Annotated in this window: 32 protein-coding genes; all 32 read right to left on the reverse strand. The window is 43.4% G+C overall.

The genetic code is table 11. The annotated features are described in order from the left end of the window. Window positions 1–16: 16 nt before the first annotated feature. Window positions 17–730 carry a septum site-determining protein MinC gene (gene minC / locus ACNAU7_RS06445; RefSeq protein ID WP_025457699.1) on the reverse strand — a complete coding sequence of 238 codons (714 nt, stop codon included), beginning with the start codon at window positions 728–730 and terminating at the stop codon, window positions 17–19. Window positions 731–876: 146 nt separating this feature from the next. After that, a complete protein-coding gene (gene rplQ / locus ACNAU7_RS06450; RefSeq protein WP_002216251.1) occupies window positions 877–1,245 on the reverse strand; it encodes a 50S ribosomal protein L17 in 369 nt (122 codons plus the stop codon). 23 nt (window positions 1,246–1,268) lie between these two features. Continuing rightward, complete coding sequence (locus tag ACNAU7_RS06455; protein ID WP_025456592.1) at window positions 1,269–2,255, reverse strand: DNA-directed RNA polymerase subunit alpha; 987 nt, start codon at window positions 2,253–2,255, stop codon at window positions 1,269–1,271. 25 nt (window positions 2,256–2,280) lie between these two features. Next, window positions 2,281–2,901: a 30S ribosomal protein S4 gene (gene rpsD / locus ACNAU7_RS06460; RefSeq protein WP_003749818.1), complete on the reverse strand. Its 621-nt coding sequence runs from the start codon at window positions 2,899–2,901 to the stop codon at window positions 2,281–2,283. 19 nt (window positions 2,902–2,920) lie between these two features. Continuing rightward, window positions 2,921–3,316: a 30S ribosomal protein S11 gene (gene rpsK, locus ACNAU7_RS06465; RefSeq protein WP_002216249.1), complete on the reverse strand. Its 396-nt coding sequence runs from the start codon at window positions 3,314–3,316 to the stop codon at window positions 2,921–2,923. A gap of 19 nt (window positions 3,317–3,335) precedes the next feature. After that, window positions 3,336–3,698, reverse strand: a complete 363-nt coding sequence (gene rpsM, locus ACNAU7_RS06470; RefSeq protein ID WP_002215453.1) for a 30S ribosomal protein S13 — start codon at window positions 3,696–3,698, stop codon at window positions 3,336–3,338. Window positions 3,699–3,763: 65 nt separating this feature from the next. Next, window positions 3,764–3,877, reverse strand: a complete 114-nt coding sequence (rpmJ, locus tag ACNAU7_RS06475) for a 50S ribosomal protein L36 (RefSeq protein WP_003697674.1) — start codon at window positions 3,875–3,877, stop codon at window positions 3,764–3,766. 20 nt (window positions 3,878–3,897) lie between these two features. Next, window positions 3,898–4,116: a translation initiation factor IF-1 gene (gene infA / locus ACNAU7_RS06480; RefSeq protein WP_002215452.1), complete on the reverse strand. Its 219-nt coding sequence runs from the start codon at window positions 4,114–4,116 to the stop codon at window positions 3,898–3,900. A 4-nt stretch (window positions 4,117–4,120) separates the two neighbouring features. Continuing rightward, window positions 4,121–5,431, reverse strand: a complete 1,311-nt coding sequence (secY, locus tag ACNAU7_RS06485; protein WP_025457698.1) for a preprotein translocase subunit SecY — start codon at window positions 5,429–5,431, stop codon at window positions 4,121–4,123. An 11-nt stretch (window positions 5,432–5,442) separates the two neighbouring features. Beyond that, complete coding sequence (gene rplO, locus ACNAU7_RS06490; RefSeq protein ID WP_003749814.1) at window positions 5,443–5,877, reverse strand: 50S ribosomal protein L15; 435 nt, start codon at window positions 5,875–5,877, stop codon at window positions 5,443–5,445. A 1-nt stretch (window position 5,878) separates the two neighbouring features. Beyond that, the gene (rpmD, locus tag ACNAU7_RS06495; RefSeq protein ID WP_025456591.1) at window positions 5,879–6,064 is read right to left on the reverse strand and encodes a 50S ribosomal protein L30; all 186 of its coding nucleotides are present in this window, start codon (window positions 6,062–6,064) and stop codon (window positions 5,879–5,881) included. Continuing rightward, window positions 6,057–6,575, reverse strand: a complete 519-nt coding sequence (gene rpsE, locus ACNAU7_RS06500; protein WP_002215445.1) for a 30S ribosomal protein S5 — start codon at window positions 6,573–6,575, stop codon at window positions 6,057–6,059. Before rpsE ends, rpmD begins: the two co-directional genes overlap by 8 nt. A gap of 18 nt (window positions 6,576–6,593) precedes the next feature. Further along, window positions 6,594–6,947, reverse strand: coding sequence for a 50S ribosomal protein L18 (gene rplR, locus ACNAU7_RS06505; RefSeq protein ID WP_002215441.1), 354 nt, complete (start codon window positions 6,945–6,947; stop codon window positions 6,594–6,596). 13 nt (window positions 6,948–6,960) lie between these two features. Next, window positions 6,961–7,494 carry a 50S ribosomal protein L6 gene (gene rplF / locus ACNAU7_RS06510; RefSeq protein ID WP_003749812.1) on the reverse strand — a complete coding sequence of 178 codons (534 nt, stop codon included), beginning with the start codon at window positions 7,492–7,494 and terminating at the stop codon, window positions 6,961–6,963. Between the two features lie 13 nt (window positions 7,495–7,507). Further along, complete coding sequence (gene rpsH / locus ACNAU7_RS06515) at window positions 7,508–7,900, reverse strand: 30S ribosomal protein S8 (RefSeq protein WP_003749810.1); 393 nt, start codon at window positions 7,898–7,900, stop codon at window positions 7,508–7,510. 15 nt (window positions 7,901–7,915) lie between these two features. After that, complete coding sequence (rpsN, locus tag ACNAU7_RS06520) at window positions 7,916–8,221, reverse strand: 30S ribosomal protein S14 (RefSeq protein WP_002216244.1); 306 nt, start codon at window positions 8,219–8,221, stop codon at window positions 7,916–7,918. Window positions 8,222–8,223: 2 nt separating this feature from the next. Beyond that, window positions 8,224–8,763 carry a 50S ribosomal protein L5 gene (rplE, locus tag ACNAU7_RS06525; protein ID WP_003749807.1) on the reverse strand — a complete coding sequence of 180 codons (540 nt, stop codon included), beginning with the start codon at window positions 8,761–8,763 and terminating at the stop codon, window positions 8,224–8,226. A gap of 9 nt (window positions 8,764–8,772) precedes the next feature. Further along, window positions 8,773–9,096 carry a 50S ribosomal protein L24 gene (rplX, locus tag ACNAU7_RS06530; protein ID WP_025457697.1) on the reverse strand — a complete coding sequence of 108 codons (324 nt, stop codon included), beginning with the start codon at window positions 9,094–9,096 and terminating at the stop codon, window positions 8,773–8,775. A gap of 11 nt (window positions 9,097–9,107) precedes the next feature. Continuing rightward, window positions 9,108–9,476: a 50S ribosomal protein L14 gene (rplN, locus tag ACNAU7_RS06535; protein WP_003749804.1), complete on the reverse strand. Its 369-nt coding sequence runs from the start codon at window positions 9,474–9,476 to the stop codon at window positions 9,108–9,110. A gap of 221 nt (window positions 9,477–9,697) precedes the next feature. Further along, entirely contained in the window at window positions 9,698–9,961 is a 264-nt protein-coding gene (rpsQ, locus tag ACNAU7_RS06540; protein ID WP_002215433.1) for a 30S ribosomal protein S17, read from the reverse strand. Continuing rightward, window positions 9,961–10,152 carry a 50S ribosomal protein L29 gene (rpmC, locus tag ACNAU7_RS06545; RefSeq protein WP_002215432.1) on the reverse strand — a complete coding sequence of 64 codons (192 nt, stop codon included), beginning with the start codon at window positions 10,150–10,152 and terminating at the stop codon, window positions 9,961–9,963. Before rpmC ends, rpsQ begins: the two co-directional genes overlap by 1 nt. Then, the gene (gene rplP, locus ACNAU7_RS06550) at window positions 10,152–10,568 is read right to left on the reverse strand and encodes a 50S ribosomal protein L16 (protein WP_003749802.1); all 417 of its coding nucleotides are present in this window, start codon (window positions 10,566–10,568) and stop codon (window positions 10,152–10,154) included. The genes rpmC and rplP overlap by 1 nt, the downstream gene beginning before the upstream one ends. Next, window positions 10,552–11,244, reverse strand: coding sequence for a 30S ribosomal protein S3 (rpsC, locus tag ACNAU7_RS06555; RefSeq protein ID WP_416301624.1), 693 nt, complete (start codon window positions 11,242–11,244; stop codon window positions 10,552–10,554). Before rpsC ends, rplP begins: the two co-directional genes overlap by 17 nt. A 9-nt stretch (window positions 11,245–11,253) precedes the next feature. Further along, on the reverse strand, window positions 11,254–11,583 hold the full coding sequence (rplV, locus tag ACNAU7_RS06560; protein WP_002215424.1) for a 50S ribosomal protein L22: 330 nt from the start codon (window positions 11,581–11,583) through the stop codon (window positions 11,254–11,256). Between the two features lie 8 nt (window positions 11,584–11,591). Next, entirely contained in the window at window positions 11,592–11,870 is a 279-nt protein-coding gene (gene rpsS / locus ACNAU7_RS06565) for a 30S ribosomal protein S19 (RefSeq protein ID WP_107879741.1), read from the reverse strand. A 5-nt stretch (window positions 11,871–11,875) separates the two neighbouring features. After that, window positions 11,876–12,709 (reverse strand): 50S ribosomal protein L2, encoded by an 834-nt coding sequence (gene rplB / locus ACNAU7_RS06570; RefSeq protein WP_003707139.1) that lies wholly within the window; start codon window positions 12,707–12,709, stop codon window positions 11,876–11,878. A gap of 5 nt (window positions 12,710–12,714) precedes the next feature. After that, the gene (gene rplW / locus ACNAU7_RS06575) at window positions 12,715–13,029 is read right to left on the reverse strand and encodes a 50S ribosomal protein L23 (RefSeq protein ID WP_416301628.1); all 315 of its coding nucleotides are present in this window, start codon (window positions 13,027–13,029) and stop codon (window positions 12,715–12,717) included. Then, the gene (rplD, locus tag ACNAU7_RS06580; protein ID WP_002218573.1) at window positions 13,026–13,646 is read right to left on the reverse strand and encodes a 50S ribosomal protein L4; all 621 of its coding nucleotides are present in this window, start codon (window positions 13,644–13,646) and stop codon (window positions 13,026–13,028) included. Before rplD ends, rplW begins: the two co-directional genes overlap by 4 nt. After that, window positions 13,646–14,290, reverse strand: coding sequence for a 50S ribosomal protein L3 (rplC, locus tag ACNAU7_RS06585; RefSeq protein ID WP_002215400.1), 645 nt, complete (start codon window positions 14,288–14,290; stop codon window positions 13,646–13,648). The genes rplD and rplC overlap by 1 nt, the downstream gene beginning before the upstream one ends. Before the next feature lie 215 nt (window positions 14,291–14,505). After that, a complete protein-coding gene (locus tag ACNAU7_RS06590; RefSeq protein WP_416301632.1) occupies window positions 14,506–15,192 on the reverse strand; it encodes a GTPase family protein in 687 nt (228 codons plus the stop codon). 8 nt (window positions 15,193–15,200) lie between these two features. Next, the gene (locus ACNAU7_RS06595; protein WP_416301634.1) at window positions 15,201–16,253 is read right to left on the reverse strand and encodes a GTPase family protein; all 1,053 of its coding nucleotides are present in this window, start codon (window positions 16,251–16,253) and stop codon (window positions 15,201–15,203) included. 292 nt (window positions 16,254–16,545) lie between these two features. Further along, window positions 16,546–16,857, reverse strand: coding sequence for a 30S ribosomal protein S10 (gene rpsJ, locus ACNAU7_RS06600; RefSeq protein WP_002215394.1), 312 nt, complete (start codon window positions 16,855–16,857; stop codon window positions 16,546–16,548). Window positions 16,858–16,873 lie beyond the last annotated feature (16 nt).

Below are 16,873 nucleotides of genomic sequence, written 5' to 3' on the forward strand. Positions count from 1 at the left end.
TTAAAATATCAAACAATTACTCTGAGCCAATTGCACTGATAACCAACCGATTATCCTGCAACAATATCTGTACCGGCTGCTTGTGCAGATGATCCGGCAAATCCTGTTCAAAATTACGGTAAATACCCGCCACAGAAACCAGTTCTGCCTGCATGGAGTGGATAAATATGCGGGCAGAAGTATCACCCTTGGCGCCGGCCAAAGCACGCCCCCTCATCGGCGCATAAATATGTATATTGCCATCCGCAATCAATTCCGCCCCCTGACTGACCGCCCCCGTAACAATCAAATCGCCATCTTCGGCATAAACCTGCTGACCGGTACGGACAGGGGATGTAATCAATACTGTTTTCCTTGCTTTCTGACCATCCTCCGTTTTCTGCACCTCAACCTGACCCAGTTCTTTAACATTTTCCGAATGAGACAGACAAAACAGCAAATGATACTTCATAGCTACAGCAGCCCAACGTTCATTAGAATGCTTCAGACCCAAAATTTGCATACCATGCCTTGAAAACAACGAAACCAATGCAGCAAGATCCAAAGACTCGGGATAATCAAACTCTTGAACATCCAGAACAAATGGAACAACACCAGACTCTTGAAACTTCTTGCCCAATTTGACCAACACATCTTCCAAATCAAACAAGTCTGATGTATGCAAAGATATAGACAATACGTCCATCTTTGTCGACTTTATATCGAAGGCATTCATCATATAGACCATCATAGAATTTTTTAATGATGTAAGTTTACCTCGCAAACCCTAGCTATTCAATTAATATTTTAAACATAATAGCCAATACCCTATTACCTATCAGATATTGCAAAAATAACGCCACCTGCTTTTCGGCAGATGGCGTTATACGACTAAAATTACTCAGCAGCCGGTTTGTCAACCAATTCAACCAGTGCCAGAGGTGCATTATCACCTTTACGGAATCCGTATTTCAACACTCGAACATAACCACCGTTACGAGCAGTAAAACGAGGACCCAAATCGCCAAACAGTTTTACCACAACATCACGGTCGCGAGTACGGTCAAATGCCAAACGGCGGTTTGCCAATGACGGTTTTTTACCCAATGTAATCAACGGCTCTACTACACGGCGCAATTCCTTGGCCTTAGGCAGAGTTGTTACAATAGTTTCGTGAGTCAATAATGAATTCGCCATATTACGCAGCATTGCAGCACGATGACTGCTGGTACGGTTTAATTTGCGATTGCCATTACGATGACGCATATCAATTATCCTTTAATTCTTCATTAAGGCTTTTCCAAGCCTACAGGTGGCCATGCTTCCAACTTAGAACCCAGTGTCAAACCTTTAGATGCCAATACTTCCTTAATCTCATTCAAAGATTTACGTCCCAAATTCGGCGTTTTAAGAAGCTCGGTTTCAGTGCGTTGAATCAAATCGCCAATATAATAAATATCCTCAGCCTTCAGGCAATTAGCCGAGCGTACCGTTAATTCCAAATCATCTACCGGGCGCAAAAGAACGGGGTCGATAGGAGGTGCTTTTTCTTCAACCTCCTCCACAGGCGTACCCTGTAAATTAGCAAAAATAGACATCTGATCAATCAAGATACGCGCCGCACTACGTACAGCCTCCTCAGGATCGATAGAACCGTCGGTTTCAATATCCAAAACCAACTTGTCAAGATCCGTCCTCTGCTCTACACGCGCAGGCTCAACCTCAAAGCTAACACGACTGATGGGCGAAAAGCTCGCATCCAACTGGATTGCACCAATCTGACGGTTCTCATCACGAACTACCTGACGACCTGAAACAGATTGATAACCACGACCTTGCTCTACTTTAATTTCCATCTCAATTTGACCGTTATCAGCCAAATGACAAATGACATGACCAGGATTCAGAATTTCTACATCATGCGGCAACTCAATATCACCGGCAGATACGACACCCGAACCTGATTTCTTCAACACAAGTTGAACTTGGCTACGACCATGGAGCTTAAATACAATACCTTTAATATTCAGCAAGATGTCAACAACATCTTCCTGAACACCATCAACAGTAGAATATTCATGTAATACACCGGCAATAGCCACTTCAGTAGGAGCAAAACCATTCATGGATGACAGTAAGATACGGCGCAAAGCATTACCTAAGGTATGACCGAAACCACGTTCAAATGGCTGCATAGATACTTTTGCACGAGTTGCAGAAAAAGTATTTACATCAATTTGACGAGGTTTCAAAAATTCGGTTGTGCTATTCTGCATTTAACTGTCCCTCACTGAGCTAGCATTATTTAGAGTAGAACTCTACCACCAGCTGTTCATTAATATCACCGGTCAATTCCGAGCGATCTGGCATGTTTTTGAACACACCCTCAAGTTTATCTGCATCTACAGAAACCCAACCCGGCAAGCCGATTTGAGTTGCCAAACCCAATGCTTCTTGAATACGTACCTGTTTTTTGGCTTTTTCACGAACTGAGACAACATCACCAGCTTTCACTTGGAAAGAAGGAATATTAACAACTTGTCCATTTACAGCTATCGCCTTATGAGAAACAAGCTGTCTTGCTTCAGCTCGGGTAGAACCGAAACCCATACGATAAACGACATTATCCAAACGAGATTCCAGCAATTGCAACAGCAACTCGCCAGTAGAACCTTTACGACGATCAGCTTCTGCGAAATAACGACGGAACTGACGTTCTAATACGCCATAAATACGGCGGATTTTTTGTTTTTCACGCAACTGCAAACCATAATCTGACAGACGCGGTTTTTTTGCACCATGCTGACCGGGAGCGGAATCAATTTTACATTTAGAATCCAAAGAGCGGCGCGCACTCTTCAAAAACAAATCCGTACCTTCGCGACGTGCCAACTTACATTTAGGGCCAATATAACGTGCCATGTTTCAAATCACTCCAATATTAAATACGACGTTTTTTAGGCGGACGGCAACCGTTATGAGGCAACGGGGTAACGTCAGTAATGCTGGTAATCTTGAAACCAAGAGCATTCAAAGCACGTACAGAGGATTCGCGACCAGGACCTGGACCCTTAATACGAACCTCTAAATTTTTAACGCCATACTCTTGGGCAACTTTACCAGCTGCTTCTGCTGCAACTTGTGCTGCAAATGGTGTACTTTTACGAGAACCTTTAAAACCAGCGCCGCCAGAGGTAGCCCAAGACAACGCATTGCCTTGACGGTCAGTGATTGTAATGATGGTATTGTTGAAAGATGCATGAACGTGCACAATACCCTCACTCACGGTTTTACGTACTTTTTTACGTACACGTGAAGCTGTGTTTGCTTTAGCCATTAATAAAATTCCTTAAAATTTATTTCTTACCAGCAATCGCTTTGCGCGGACCTTTGCGGGTACGCGCATTTGTACGAGTGCGTTGACCGCGGCATGGTAAGCCGCGACGATGACGGAAGCCACGATAGCAGCCCATGTCCATTAATCGCTTGATACTCATAGTTACTTCACGACGCAAATCACCTTCTACTTCATACTTGGCAACTTGATCACGCAAAGCATCTAATTGAGTCTCGTCCAAATCTTTTGCTTTAGTATCAGGCGCAATATTTGCAGCCTCACAAATCAATTTAGCACGAGTAGCACCAATACCGTAAATAGCCTGAAGACCAATTACGATGTGTGCGTTATTAGGGATATTTACCCCTGCAATACGAGCCATATTTTTTCCTTTTTAGGGCAAAGTGCGTCACTATATCACAGAATCACATTAAAAGAAATATTCCATTAACCTTGACGCTGTTTGTGACGGGGATCAGTACAAATTACACGAACTACACGATTTCGACGAATAATCTTGCAATTTCGGCAAATTTTCTTAACAGATGGTTGTACACGCATTTTATTTTCCTTTTATTGGTTTATCTTGCTCTGAAAACAATTCGAGCCCTAGTTAAATCATAAGGTGTCAGCTCTACTGTGACCTTATCTCCCGGAGAAATACGAATGTAATGCATCCGCATCTTCCCAGAAATATGACCCAATACAATATGGTCATTCTCAAGTTTTACTTTAAATGTTGCATTAGGTAAAGTTTCAAGAATTTCACCTTGCATTTGGATAGTATCTTCTTTCGCCATAATTCTATTTCCGAGAAAATGATTTCATTTCTGAACGAGTCATTAACTTATCATACTGTTGAGTAAGCCTATACGAATTTATTTGTGTACTAAAATCCATCGTTACAACAACTAGAATCAACAAAGACGTGCCACCCAAATAAAAAGGTACATTTAAAACCGTAGTTAAGAACTCTGGAATTAAACAAATAGTTGTAATATAAAGAGCTCCAAACAATGTCAAACGTAATACAACTTTTTCTAAATACCTAGAGGTCTGCTCACCAGGTCTAATCCCAGGAACAAAAGCACCACTCTTTTTTAAATTCTCTGCCATTTCTTTAGGGCTAAAAAACAAAGCCGTATAAAAATAACAAAAGAAAATAACTGTCGCTGCAAATAAAGCCATATACAGCAATTGACCGTGTTGTAACAATCCAGCTATTTTGTGCAAAACACTATTTGTATCAGCCGAACCAAACCAACCTAAAAGAGTAGATGGAAATAGAATAATACTGGAAGCAAAAATTGGGGGAATAACACCAGCCATATTCAACTTGAAAGGCATATGCGTATTTTGACTACCCACCCCGCCATTAAACTGGCGTTTTGCATAATGAATAGGAATCTTCCGCTGTGCACTTTCAAAGTATACAACCAAATAAATTAATAATAAGGCACCAAATACAACAAGCAACGCCGTAAGTATACTCATAGAACCTTGGTTCGTCAGTGTAACCAGCTTTGCAATACCCGAAGGAATACCTGAAGCAATACCTGCCGTAATGATTAAAGAAATACCGTTCCCGATACCCCTTTCAGTAATTTGCTCCCCAAGCCACATAAGAAACATGGTTCCCGTTACCAAAGAAACTACCGTGGAAACATGAAACTCAAATGAACTTGTTACAACAACTCCTTGCTGAAATACGAAAGATGCAACACCTAGACTTTGAAGAATTGCTAACAAAACAGTACCATACCTAGTATATTTCGTAATTACCTTTCTACCAGCCTCCCCTTCTTTTTTTAAAGCCTTCAATGATGGCAAAATTTCAGAAGCGAGCTGCACAATAATAGAAGCTGAAATATATGGCATGATTCCTATTGCAAATATACTAAAGCGCTCTAACGACCCACCGGAAAACATATTCAACATTCCCAGGATGCCGTTTCCAGCGCTTTCGTATAATTTAGCTAAAGCAACAGCATCAACTCCAGGTACGGGTATATGGGCACCAATTCGAAAAACAATCAATGCTCCAAATAGAAACAAAAGACGTTTCTTAAGATCTCCAAACTTGGATAAACCTGATGACGTTTGTTGATTAGCCACAATATTAAACCTTACATTTCAATCTTACCACCAACAGCCTCGATAGCAGCTCTCGCACCTTTGGTAGCTTTAATACCCTTCAAAGCAACTGCCTTAGAAATTTCACCAGAAGCAATAACTTTAACATTAGAGACTGTAGATGCAATCAGACCTGCTTGCTTTAAGACCAAAATATCAATCTCATTAACAGCAATTGATTCCAGTTCACTTAAACGAAGCTGTGCATTAGCTGATGCTGTTAAAGATTTAAAACCTCTTTTAGGGAGACGTCGTTGCAAGGGCATTTGACCACCCTCGAAACCCACCTTATGAAACCCACCAGACCGGCTCTTTTGACCTTTATGACCACGACCACCTGTTTTGCCAAGACCACTACCAATACCGCGTCCAACACGACGACCAGCATGCGTAGCACCAACAGCAGGTTGAATTGTATTCAAAAACATATCAAGACTCCACTTTCAACAAGTAGCTGATTTTATTAATCATACCACGGTTTTCGGGGGTATCTAAAACCTCTACCGTATGCTCGCGGCAACGCAAACCTAAACCGCGTGCACATGCACGATGAGATTCAATTGTACCAATCAGGCTTTTAACCAATGTAACCCTAATCTTTTTTTGTTCAGCCATGGTTAACTCCCAAAATGTCTTCCACTGTCAAGCCACGTTTGGCTGCGATATCAGCAGGAGTATGCAACTTAGACAAACCATCTAATGTTGCACGTACGATATTATATGGGTTAGTAGATCCGTGCACTTTGGCGGAGATATTATGAATGCCCATAGCATCAAAAACCAAACGCATAGGTCCACCGGCTTTTACGCCACTACCCTCTTTAGCAGGCTGCATAAATACTTTAGTAGCACCATGTCGACCAATAACCTCGTGATGAATCGTACCGTTTTTTAATGGTACCTTAATCATAGAGCGTCGTGCTTGATCCATCGCCTTTTGGACTGCAACAGGCACTTCTTTTGACTTACCTTTACCCATACCAATACGACCATCCCCATCACCAACAACAGTTAGCGCAGAGAAAGCCATAATGCGACCACCTTTAACTACTTTAGTTACACGGTTAACTGCGACCATCTTTTCAATCAGACCGTCACCACGTTCTTCAATTTCATGTTTTGCCATCTGAAAGTCTCCAAATATTTAGAAGCTTAAACCATTTTCACGAGCAGCTTCAGCCAAAGCCTTCACACGACCGTGATATTGGAAACCTGAACGATCAAAAGCAACCTTTTCTACACCTGCTGCTTTAGCCTTCTCAGCAATACGTTTACCGACTATTGCAGCTGCTTCAACATTGCTTCCAGATTTCAGACTACCGCGCACCTCAGCTTCTAATGTAGAGGCTTGAGCCAATACTTTATCACCTTCAGCACTAATTACTTGAGCATAAATATGATTATTGCTTCGGAACACACATAATCTTACCATTTTCAAGTCCGCAATACGAGCACGGGTTTTGCGTGCACGACGGAGTCGGGTTGTATGTTTATCCATTAGTGAACCTCAATTATTTTTTCTTGGCTTCTTTCATTACCACTACTTCGCCTACATAGCGAACACCTTTACCTTTATAAGGCTCAGGAGCTCGGAACGCACGAATCTCAGCAGCAACTTGACCAACAACTTGTTTATCCGAGCCGGTTAAAACAATCTCTGTTTGGCTAGGAGTTTGAACGGAGACACCTTCAGGCATTTCATATACGATTGGATGAGAAAAACCCAAAGACAGATTCAAGATTTTACCTTGTGCTTGAGCACGATAACCTACGCCTATCAATTGTAATTTCTTCTCAAAACCTTCTGAAACACCTTTGACCATATTGCTGACTAATGCGCGAGCAGTACCAGACATTGCATTTGCTTGTTTACTGCTGTTATTCGCAACAAAAGTCAATTTGCCATCATTAAATTCAATGGCTACATCAGAATGCAAAGGAAAAGATAATTCACCGTTCTTACCCTTAATAACTAATGCCTCTGTTCCAAATTTTACTTCTACACCAGCGGGAACAGTCACTGGGTTTTTTGCGACACGTGACATTTCTTTTCCTCCACTAGGCTACAATGCATAACAACTCACCACCAACACCTTGAGAACGTGCTTTACGATCAGTCATTACACCTTTAGAAGTACTAACAATAGCAATACCCAAGCCATTCATAACACTTGGAATCTCACTAGACGCTTTATAAATACGCAAACCAGGGCGAGATACACGCTTGATTTGTTCAATTACAGGACGACCTGCATAGTATTTTAATTGAATTTCCAATATAGACTTTACGTCAGATGAAACTGTGAAGTCCTCAATATATCCCTCTTCTTTCAATACCTTTGCAATAGCACACTTTAATTTTGAAGAAGGCATTGCAACTGCTGCTTTATTAGCACGTTGCGCATTGCGGATACGAGTCAACATATCGGAAATAGGATCATGCATACTCATTCTTAATTACTCCTATTACCAGCTGGCTTTAACAACACCCGGAATTTCGCCACGCATGGCGATTTCACGGATTTTAATACGACCCAAACCAAATTTACGGAAAGTACCACGAGGGCGACCTGTCAAAGCACAACGACGACGTTGACGCACAGGTGCTGCATTACGAGGAATGGATTGAAACCTCAAACGAGCTTCAAAACGCTCTTCCTCAGTTGCATTCGAATCATTGATTACCGCTTTAATTGCCGCGCGTTTAGCCGCATATTTTTTAGCCAAAGCTTGACGTTTCAGATCACGATTAATAAGTGCTTTCTTAGCCATGATTATCCTTTGAACGGAAATTTAAACAATGACAATAAAGCTTTCGCTTCCTCATCGGTTTTTGCTGTAGTAGTAATAGTAATATTCAAACCACGCAAAGCATCAATTTTATCGTACTCAATTTCCGGAAAAATAATTTGTTCGCGAACACCCATATTGTAATTACCGCGACCATCAAATGACTTACCGCTTACACCACGAAAATCTCGAACACGAGGCAATGCAATAGTAATCAAACGGTCCAAAAATTCAAACATTTGATCACGGCGCAAAGTAACTTTACAACCGACAGGGTAGTTGTCACGAATTTTAAAACCAGCAATAGATTTACGGGCTACAGTTACAACAGGTTTCTGACCGGCAATTTTTTCCAAATCAGACACAGCGTGTTCCATTACTTTCTTATCAGCAACCGCTTCGCCAACACCCATATTTAAAGTAATCTTTTCAATACGGGGCACTTCCATAACCGATTTGTAACCAAACTGTTTAACCAACTCAGGAACAACAGTACTTTTATAAAACTCTCTCAAACGAGCCATGTTATCTCCTTATGCTCCAATGATAGAGCCATTAGATTTGAAGAAACGAACGCGCTTAATTTTGCCTTCAGTTTCAATCAATTTAATACCAACACGGTCTGCTTTGTTTGTCTCGGGATTCAGAATTGCAACATTAGAAATATCCAAAGGCATTTCTTTTACAATAATACCACCCTCAACTCCGCGCATTGGATTCGGCTTCTGATGACGCTTAACAGCATTTACACCAGAAACAATTACCTTCCCACCAAGCACGCGGATGACCTGACCCCGCTTACCCTTGTCTTTACCTGCGATAACAACAACTTGATCGCCTTTAACAATCTTATTCATTCCACCACCCCTTACAATACTTCAGGAGCCAATGAAACGATTTTCATAAATCGCTCAGTACGCAGCTCACGAGTTACAGGACCAAAAATACGAGTACCCAGAGGTTCGAGCTTATTATTCAACAACACAGCAGCATTGTTATCAAACTTAATCAAAGCCCCATCAGGACGACGAACACCTTTTGCAGTACGAACAACGACAGCATTATAAACATCGCCCTTCTTGACACGACCACGCGGAGCCGCATCTTTAATTGCAACTTTAATAATATCGCCAACCGAAGCATAGCGACGCTTAGACCCACCCAATACCTTGATACACATTACTCTACGCGCACCAGAGTTATCAGCCACATCTAAGATGGTCTGCATTTGAATCATGTTATTACCTTTAAATTAACCAACTTAATTTACCACTTTCAGATAACTTACAGCAAAGCTGCTGCTTATTAAATGAAACCTTGCGGTTCAAGTAAACCAGTCTTGGACCCCGAAAGGGAAGAAACTTTCAGAAGAAACTGAAAGACAGGAAACGAAGTTTACACGCAAATTAGATTTGCTGCAATACTTCGTTTCCCATTCCAAGCACGTTGCTTTAATTCTTAAATAGAACGTGCTTTCTCAACCAGCTCACTGACAACCCAAGATTTAGTTTTTGACAATGGACGAGATTCCGATATAACAACCACATCACCAATTCCATATTGATTATTTTCATCATGGGCATGGATTTTAGTAGATAATCGAATAATCTTACCATACAGCGGATGTTTTACTTTACGCTCAACCAATACTGTTACGGTTTTATCCATTTTGTCGCTTACTACTTTGCCTTGCAAAGTACGAACATTTTTAGTTTCGCTCATTACTTAGCACCTTTTTCAGTTAAAACGGTTTTAATACGAGCAATATCGCGACGTACACGTTTCAATTCACTTGGTTTGCCTAATTGACCAGTAGCGTTTTGCATACGTAAGCCAAACTGAGCTTTCAACAAGTCCAACAAATCTGCATTCAACTGCTCAACGGATTTGTCTTTCAATTCATTTGCTTTCATTATTGACCCACCTGTCTTACTACAAAGGTTGTAGGAATAGGCAATTTGGCAGCAGCCAACTCGAATGCTTCACGAGCCAGTTCCTCTGGAACGCCATCCATTTCATACAACACTTTACCTGGTTTAATTTCGGCAATGTAATATTCCACGTTACCTTTACCGCCACCCATACGAACTTGAATAGGCTTTTCAGTAATCGGTTTATCAGGGAATACACGAATCCAAATACGACCACCACGTTTGATGTGACGGGTCATTGTACGACGAGCAGCTTCGATTTGACGGGCAGTCAAACGACCACGACCTACGGCTTTCAAGCCGAACTCACCGAAACTTACCTTATTACCGCGAGTAGCGATGCCGGTATTACGACCCTTTTGTTGCTTACGGTATTTCAGTCTAGTTGGCTGCAGCATTACGTCTACCTGCCTTTCTTTGTTTACTCTCATGTTCAGGTTTGGAAGATTTAATATTGCCTTCCGTATAAACCCAAACTTTCAGACCCAATACACCATATGTGGTGTGCGCTTCGCTGGTTGCATAATCTACATTTGCACGTAAAGTATGCAGTGGCACGCGACCTTCACGATACCATTCGCTACGGGCAATATCCGCACCATTCAGACGGCCTGAAGTCATAATCTTAATGCCTTTAGCACCAGAACGCATTGCATTTTGCATTGCTCGTTTCATAGCACGACGGAATTGAACGCGTTTTTCCAACTGCAGGGCAATTCCGTCAGCAATAATTTGAGCATCCAACTCAGGACGGCGGATCTCTTCAATATTTACATGAACAGGCACACCCATCAAGGCTTGTAAGTCACGTTTCAAAACTTCGATATCCTCACCTTTTTTACCGATAACCACACCCGGACGAGCGGAGTGAATGGTAATGCGTGCAGATTTTGCAGGGCGTTCAATAACTACTCGACCAACCGAAGCATTGGCCAATTTTTGACGCAAATAATTGCGAACATCGATATCCTGCTTCAAAACAGTAGAAAAGTCGGTGCTTTTAGCAAACCATTTTGAAGCCCAGTCTTTAGTTACCGCCAGGCGAAAGCCTGTAGGGTTAATCTTTTGTCCCATAGCTTTTCCTTAGTTACCCACTGTCACATTGATATGACAAGTTTGTTTTTCGATGCGGTTACCGCGACCCTTGGCGCGAGCTTGAAAACGTTTCAAGCTTGGGCCTTTGTCAACAAAGATAGTTACCACTTTCAGTTCATCAATGTCCGCACCGTTATTGTGCTCGGCATTAGCAATAGCTGACTCCAATACTTTTTTGATCAGCTCGGCACCTTTTTTAGGACTGAAAGCCAAAATATTCAAAGCTTGGGCAACGTCTTTACCACGAATCAAATCAGCTACCAAACGAGCCTTTTGAGCAGAGATACGGGCATTTTTATGTTGTGCATTTACTCTCATGATTCACCTTATTTCTTTTTAGCCTTTTTATCGGCCAAGTGGCCTTTAAAGGTACGGGTCAATGAGAATTCGCCTAATTTATGACCAACCATATTGTCGCTGATAAACACAGGCACATGGGCGCGGCCGTTGTGCACGGCAATGGTCAGACCGATAAAATCAGGCAGAATGGTAGAACGACGAGACCAAGTTTTAATCGGGCGTTTGTCGTTGCTTGCGCGAGCAGCATCTACTTTTTTCAGCAAATGCAGGTCTACATATGGGCCTTTTTTCAATGAACGAGCCATACTAATTAACCTTTATTTGAGTAACGGCGACGAACAATCATATTATCCGTGCGTTTGTTATTACGAGTGCGGTAGCCTTTAGCAGGAGTACCCCATGGGCTGACCGGTTCGCGAGCTTCGCCCGTACGGCCTTCACCACCACCATGCGGGTGATCGACGGGGTTCATGACAACACCACGAACGGTCGGACGAATACCGCGCCAACGATTGGCACCGGCTTTACCGATTTTCTTCAGGCTTTGCTCTTCGTTACCGACTTCACCGATGGTTGCACGGCAATCTACGTTGATTTTACGAACTTCGCCAGAACGCAGACGGACTTGAGCGTATGCGCCTTCTTTAGCCAGCAATACCGCAGAAGCACCGGCAGAACGTGCGATTTGAGCACCTTTACCGGGTTTCATTTCGATACAGTGGATAGTCGTACCAACGGGAATGTTGCGAATCGGCAGGGTGTTGCCTACTTTGATGGCAGCTTCAGCGCCGGAAACTAATACAGCACCGGCTTGAATACCGCGAGGAGCAATGATGTAACGACGCTCGCCGTCTGCATAGCACAACAGTGCAATAAAGGCAGTACGGTTAGGATCGTATTCGATACGCTCTACTTTTGCAGGGATACCGTCTTTGTTACGTTTAAAGTCTACAACACGGTAATGGTGTTTATGACCGCCGCCTTTATGACGAGTGGTGATATGACCATTATGGTTACGACCGGCAGTAGAATTTTTCTTTTCGAGCAAAGGTGCATAAGGCGCACCTTTGTGCAAACCTTCTGTTACCACGCGAACCATGCCGCGACGGCCTGCAGAGGTCGGCTTCATTTTAACGATTGCCATTTTGTTTATTCCTTATCTGCAGCTGCAGCAGCGGCTTCCAAATCCAACTCTTGACCGGCAGCCAAGCTTACATAAGCTTTTTTAACATCGCTGCGGCGGCCCAAAGTACGACCAAAACGCTTAGTTTTGCCTTTAGTTGTAACTGTAGTTACAGAAGCAATTTGAACACCAAACAGCAGCTCAACAGCAGCTTTGATTTCAGGTTTAGTTGCATTTGCCAAGACTTTAAACGTCATTTGGTTGCGTTTTTCAGCCAATACGTTGCTTTTTTCAGAAACGATAGGTGCCAAAATCACTTGAGTTAAACGTTGTTGATTCATACCCATTGCTCCTCTAATTGTGCAACTGCATCTTTAGTGATGATTACTTTTTTGTAACGCAGCAAGCTGTAAGGATCAACTTGTTGAGCTTCCAAAACCAACACGTTTGGCAAGTTGCGTGAAGCCAAGTAAACATTCTCGTCGAGCTGTTTGGTTACAAACAACACTTGCTCCAGACCAAGATTTTTCACTTGTTCAGCAAAAACTTTGGTTTTAGGAGTTTCAGCAGTCAACGCTTCGATAGCAAACAAACGCTCGTCACGAGCCAATTGGGACAGAATAGTCGCCATACCGGCACGGTACATTTTACGGTTTACTTTTTGAGTGAAGTTTTCGTCAGGTTTGTTCGGGAACGCGCGACCACCTTTACGCCACAGCGGAGAAGAAGTCATACCGGAACGGGCACGGCCGGTACCTTTTTGACGCCATGGTTTTTTGGTTGAGTGTTTTACTTCGGCACGGGTTTTTTGAGCACGGTTACCAGAGCGGGCGTTTGCCAAGTAGGCATTTACCAGCTGATGAACCAACGCTTCATTGTATTCGCGGGCGAACAAAGCATCAGAAACAGACAGGCTGCCTGAAACTTGTCCTTTAGCGTCAATTACTTTCAATTCCATTACGCACCTACTTTCACGCTAGGACGAACTACAACATCGCTGTTGACCGCACCCGGAACAGCACCCTTAACCAACAGCAGTTGGCGTTCTGCATCAACACGGACAACTTCCAATTTTTGAACAGTTGCTTTGGTGTTGCCGTATTGGCCGGCCATGCGCTTACCGGGGAACACGCGACCCGGGTCTTGCGCCATACCGATAGAACCTGGAACGCGGTGAGAGCGGGAGTTACCGTGGGAAGTACGTTGGGCACCGAAGTTATGACGTTTGATCGTGCCGGAGAAACCTTTACCTTTAGAGGTACCGGTTACATCGACCAGTTGACCAACTTCAAACATAGAAACGGTGATTTCGTCACCGGCTTTCAATTCAGCCAGTTTTTCTTCAGTCAAAGCAAACTCGATCAAACCGCGACCGGCTTCAACACCTGCTTTTGCAAAGTGTCCAGCTTCGGCTTTGTTGACACGGTTAGCTTTTTTCTGACCAAAGGTAACTTGAACGGCAGTATAACCGTCAGTATCTTTGGATTTTACTTGTGTAACGCGGTTGGCAGACATATCCAAAACGGTTACCGGAACAGAAACACCCTGTTCGTCGAACACGCGGGTCATACCAACTTTGCGTCCAACCAGACCTAAAGTCATGATTATTTTCCTTTTAAAGTAAAGGGACAGGCTACGATTGGCCTGTCTTTCAGACAAAGTTAAACTTGGCACGAATGTACCAAGCTCGGCATTATATCCGACAAGTTAAAGAAATATCAATAGAAATATCAGAAATATCTTCAATATGCCGTCTGAAGCGTTTTGAATCTTCAGACGGCATAGGGTCGGATGCTTTTAAAGGGGTCGGTATCCGATTATCGCGGCGTATGCATCTTTCTCCGACAAACCGGAATATGGTTGATGACTGCATCCATTATTTCTTCGAGATGGTAGTTTTCGTATGCCGAATAGTAAACAGGTCTAGAAATCTGCAAACCTGTCGCTTCCAGAATCCTTTTTTGTACCGATTCAGCCTTCTCGTCTAGAAACTGTTGCAAATTCGGCTGCGGCTGATGCAGCACCTTATCCCAATAACGTCCTTTCATCGCCATATCCGCCTGATTGATTGCAACAACAACCCTATCCGGATCAATCATTTTAAGGATAACGTCCCTCAATAAATCATAGGCCGTACCCAAATCGCGGGAGCTGCCGTCAAGGATAACGAACACCAAATCTATCCAGCCCCACTGCCCATCCGAATGAGTGTAGGTTTTGGACAGGACATCAATCAGTTTTTTCCGATGTGCGCGGTCAGCCTCCTTCCCGTCACCCAAGCCTGCGCTGTCCCAAAACCGCAACACATCGTTCAGCATATAACTTTCGACCAATTGCGTTTCGGGATCCACGCCTGTGCCTACCTTGGCTTTTTGCTCGCCAAACAAGGCATTTAAGGTTGAGGACTTGCCGACACCTGTCGCACCGACAAGCAAGACATCCAAAGGACGGAAACCGGCTGCTGCGACTTTTTGCCCGATTTCAGAAATACGGTAACGATGCATATGCGCTCCTACCAGCCAAACCAAGAGGCAACCGTGCTAATCGCCCCTCTAATCGTTTTTGCAGCACTATCAATCAGCGTCCCGACACCGCTCGCTATCGTTGAAACAACTTCTTTAACCACGCCTCCCGCAGCCCCCAATATTTTCTCCAGCGCACTGCCGATACTGCTGTCGATTTCTTGCCTCTCCTCCTGTTTGCGGCGGCTGGTATCTCGTTCGATTTCTTCCACATTGATCTTCTCTGCCACAATCACCCGTTTTTCAGACGGCATAGCAGTAATGATGTAACGCAACAGGCGGGTTATGTTATAGGGACGCTGCTCCTCATCCTCACTCTTAAAGCCTGCTGAAAAATAAATCGGATTGACCGTAACGCCGGTAGCTTCCTGAATGCGCTTGCGTGTCGAACACACTTTCTCCTCCAAAAAGTTTTCCAAGGCGGCGTTCGGACGGCCGGCTTCCGCATCCCAATTCCGCCCTTTCATCGCCATATCGCACTGATTAATCGCAACCAGCAACCGGTCTGTACGGCCTTCCCCGCTCTTCTTCAATGTATTGATGATTACATTGTTAATCAGTTCGTACGATGTCCCCAAGTCCCTGGAACCGCCGTCAAGCAGCACCAAAACCAAGTCGATGACGGCTTTGCCGTTACTGTCTTTCTCCAGCAGCTTATTGATGATATTGCGCCGGTGCCGTTGGTCTGCCTTCTCTCCGTCGCCCAAGCCCGGACTATCCCAAATCGTCATATTTTCCAATTCATATTTGGCAATATCCATAGTTTCAGGATCTACACCCACGCCTACTTTTGCGACTTCCTTTACCGCCCCATCACTCTTTCCCGTTGCCTGATCTATGCTGAATAAGGCATTGATGGTGGATGATTTTCCGCAACCGGTGGCTCCGGTAATCAAAATATTGACGTGCGTGTCTTGCAATATCTTAACCGCCCGCTCCAAATCATGCCGTTCTTCCGAATTCAATTCTTTGTTGTTTAAAATATCTTTAAAGACATTAAGTAAGCTCATCATCTTTCCTTTATTTACTTGAGAATAAAACATCATCCATCCTTAGAATCAGATGGATGCTTCTGCCCAAACCAAGCCCGATTCTACCTTTCTTCGGGGGGAGGGCAAGCCTTCGGAAGGCTATGGATAAAAAAATATCCTGTTTTGTTCACTAAAAAATGCCGTCTGAAGATTCTTGAGGCACAAAATAAGCCGATTTCACCGGCCGCACTGTTTTTTGATTTTGTTGTTTTATCTTGAATCTGTTTGCCGCCGCATATTTTCAGACGGCATAACATAAAAAATCCCCAAGCATTGATTGCTTGGGGATTTTCGACAGTCCGAATTATTGGACTTTGATTTCTACATCAACACCGGCCGGCAAATCCAGCTTCATCAGCGCATCGGTAGTTTTGTCGGTCCAATCCACGATGTCCATCAGGCGCAAGTGGGTGCGGATTTCCAATTGTTCACGGGAAGTTTTGTTCACGTGCGGAGAACGCAAAATGTTGAAACGCTCGATTTTGGTCGGCAACGGAATCGGACCTTTTACAACGGCACCGGTACGTTTTGCAGTTTCAACGATTTCTTGTGCAGAACGGTCAATCAGGGCGTAATCATAAGCTTTCAGGCGGATACGGATTTTTTGGTTTGCCATTTATCAATATCCTTCA

Source organism: Neisseria sp. LACPHL-SPEC-2024-00856 (assembly GCF_047915665.1).
In the GTDB taxonomy this organism is placed as follows: domain Bacteria; phylum Pseudomonadota; class Gammaproteobacteria; order Burkholderiales; family Neisseriaceae; genus Neisseria; species Neisseria polysaccharea.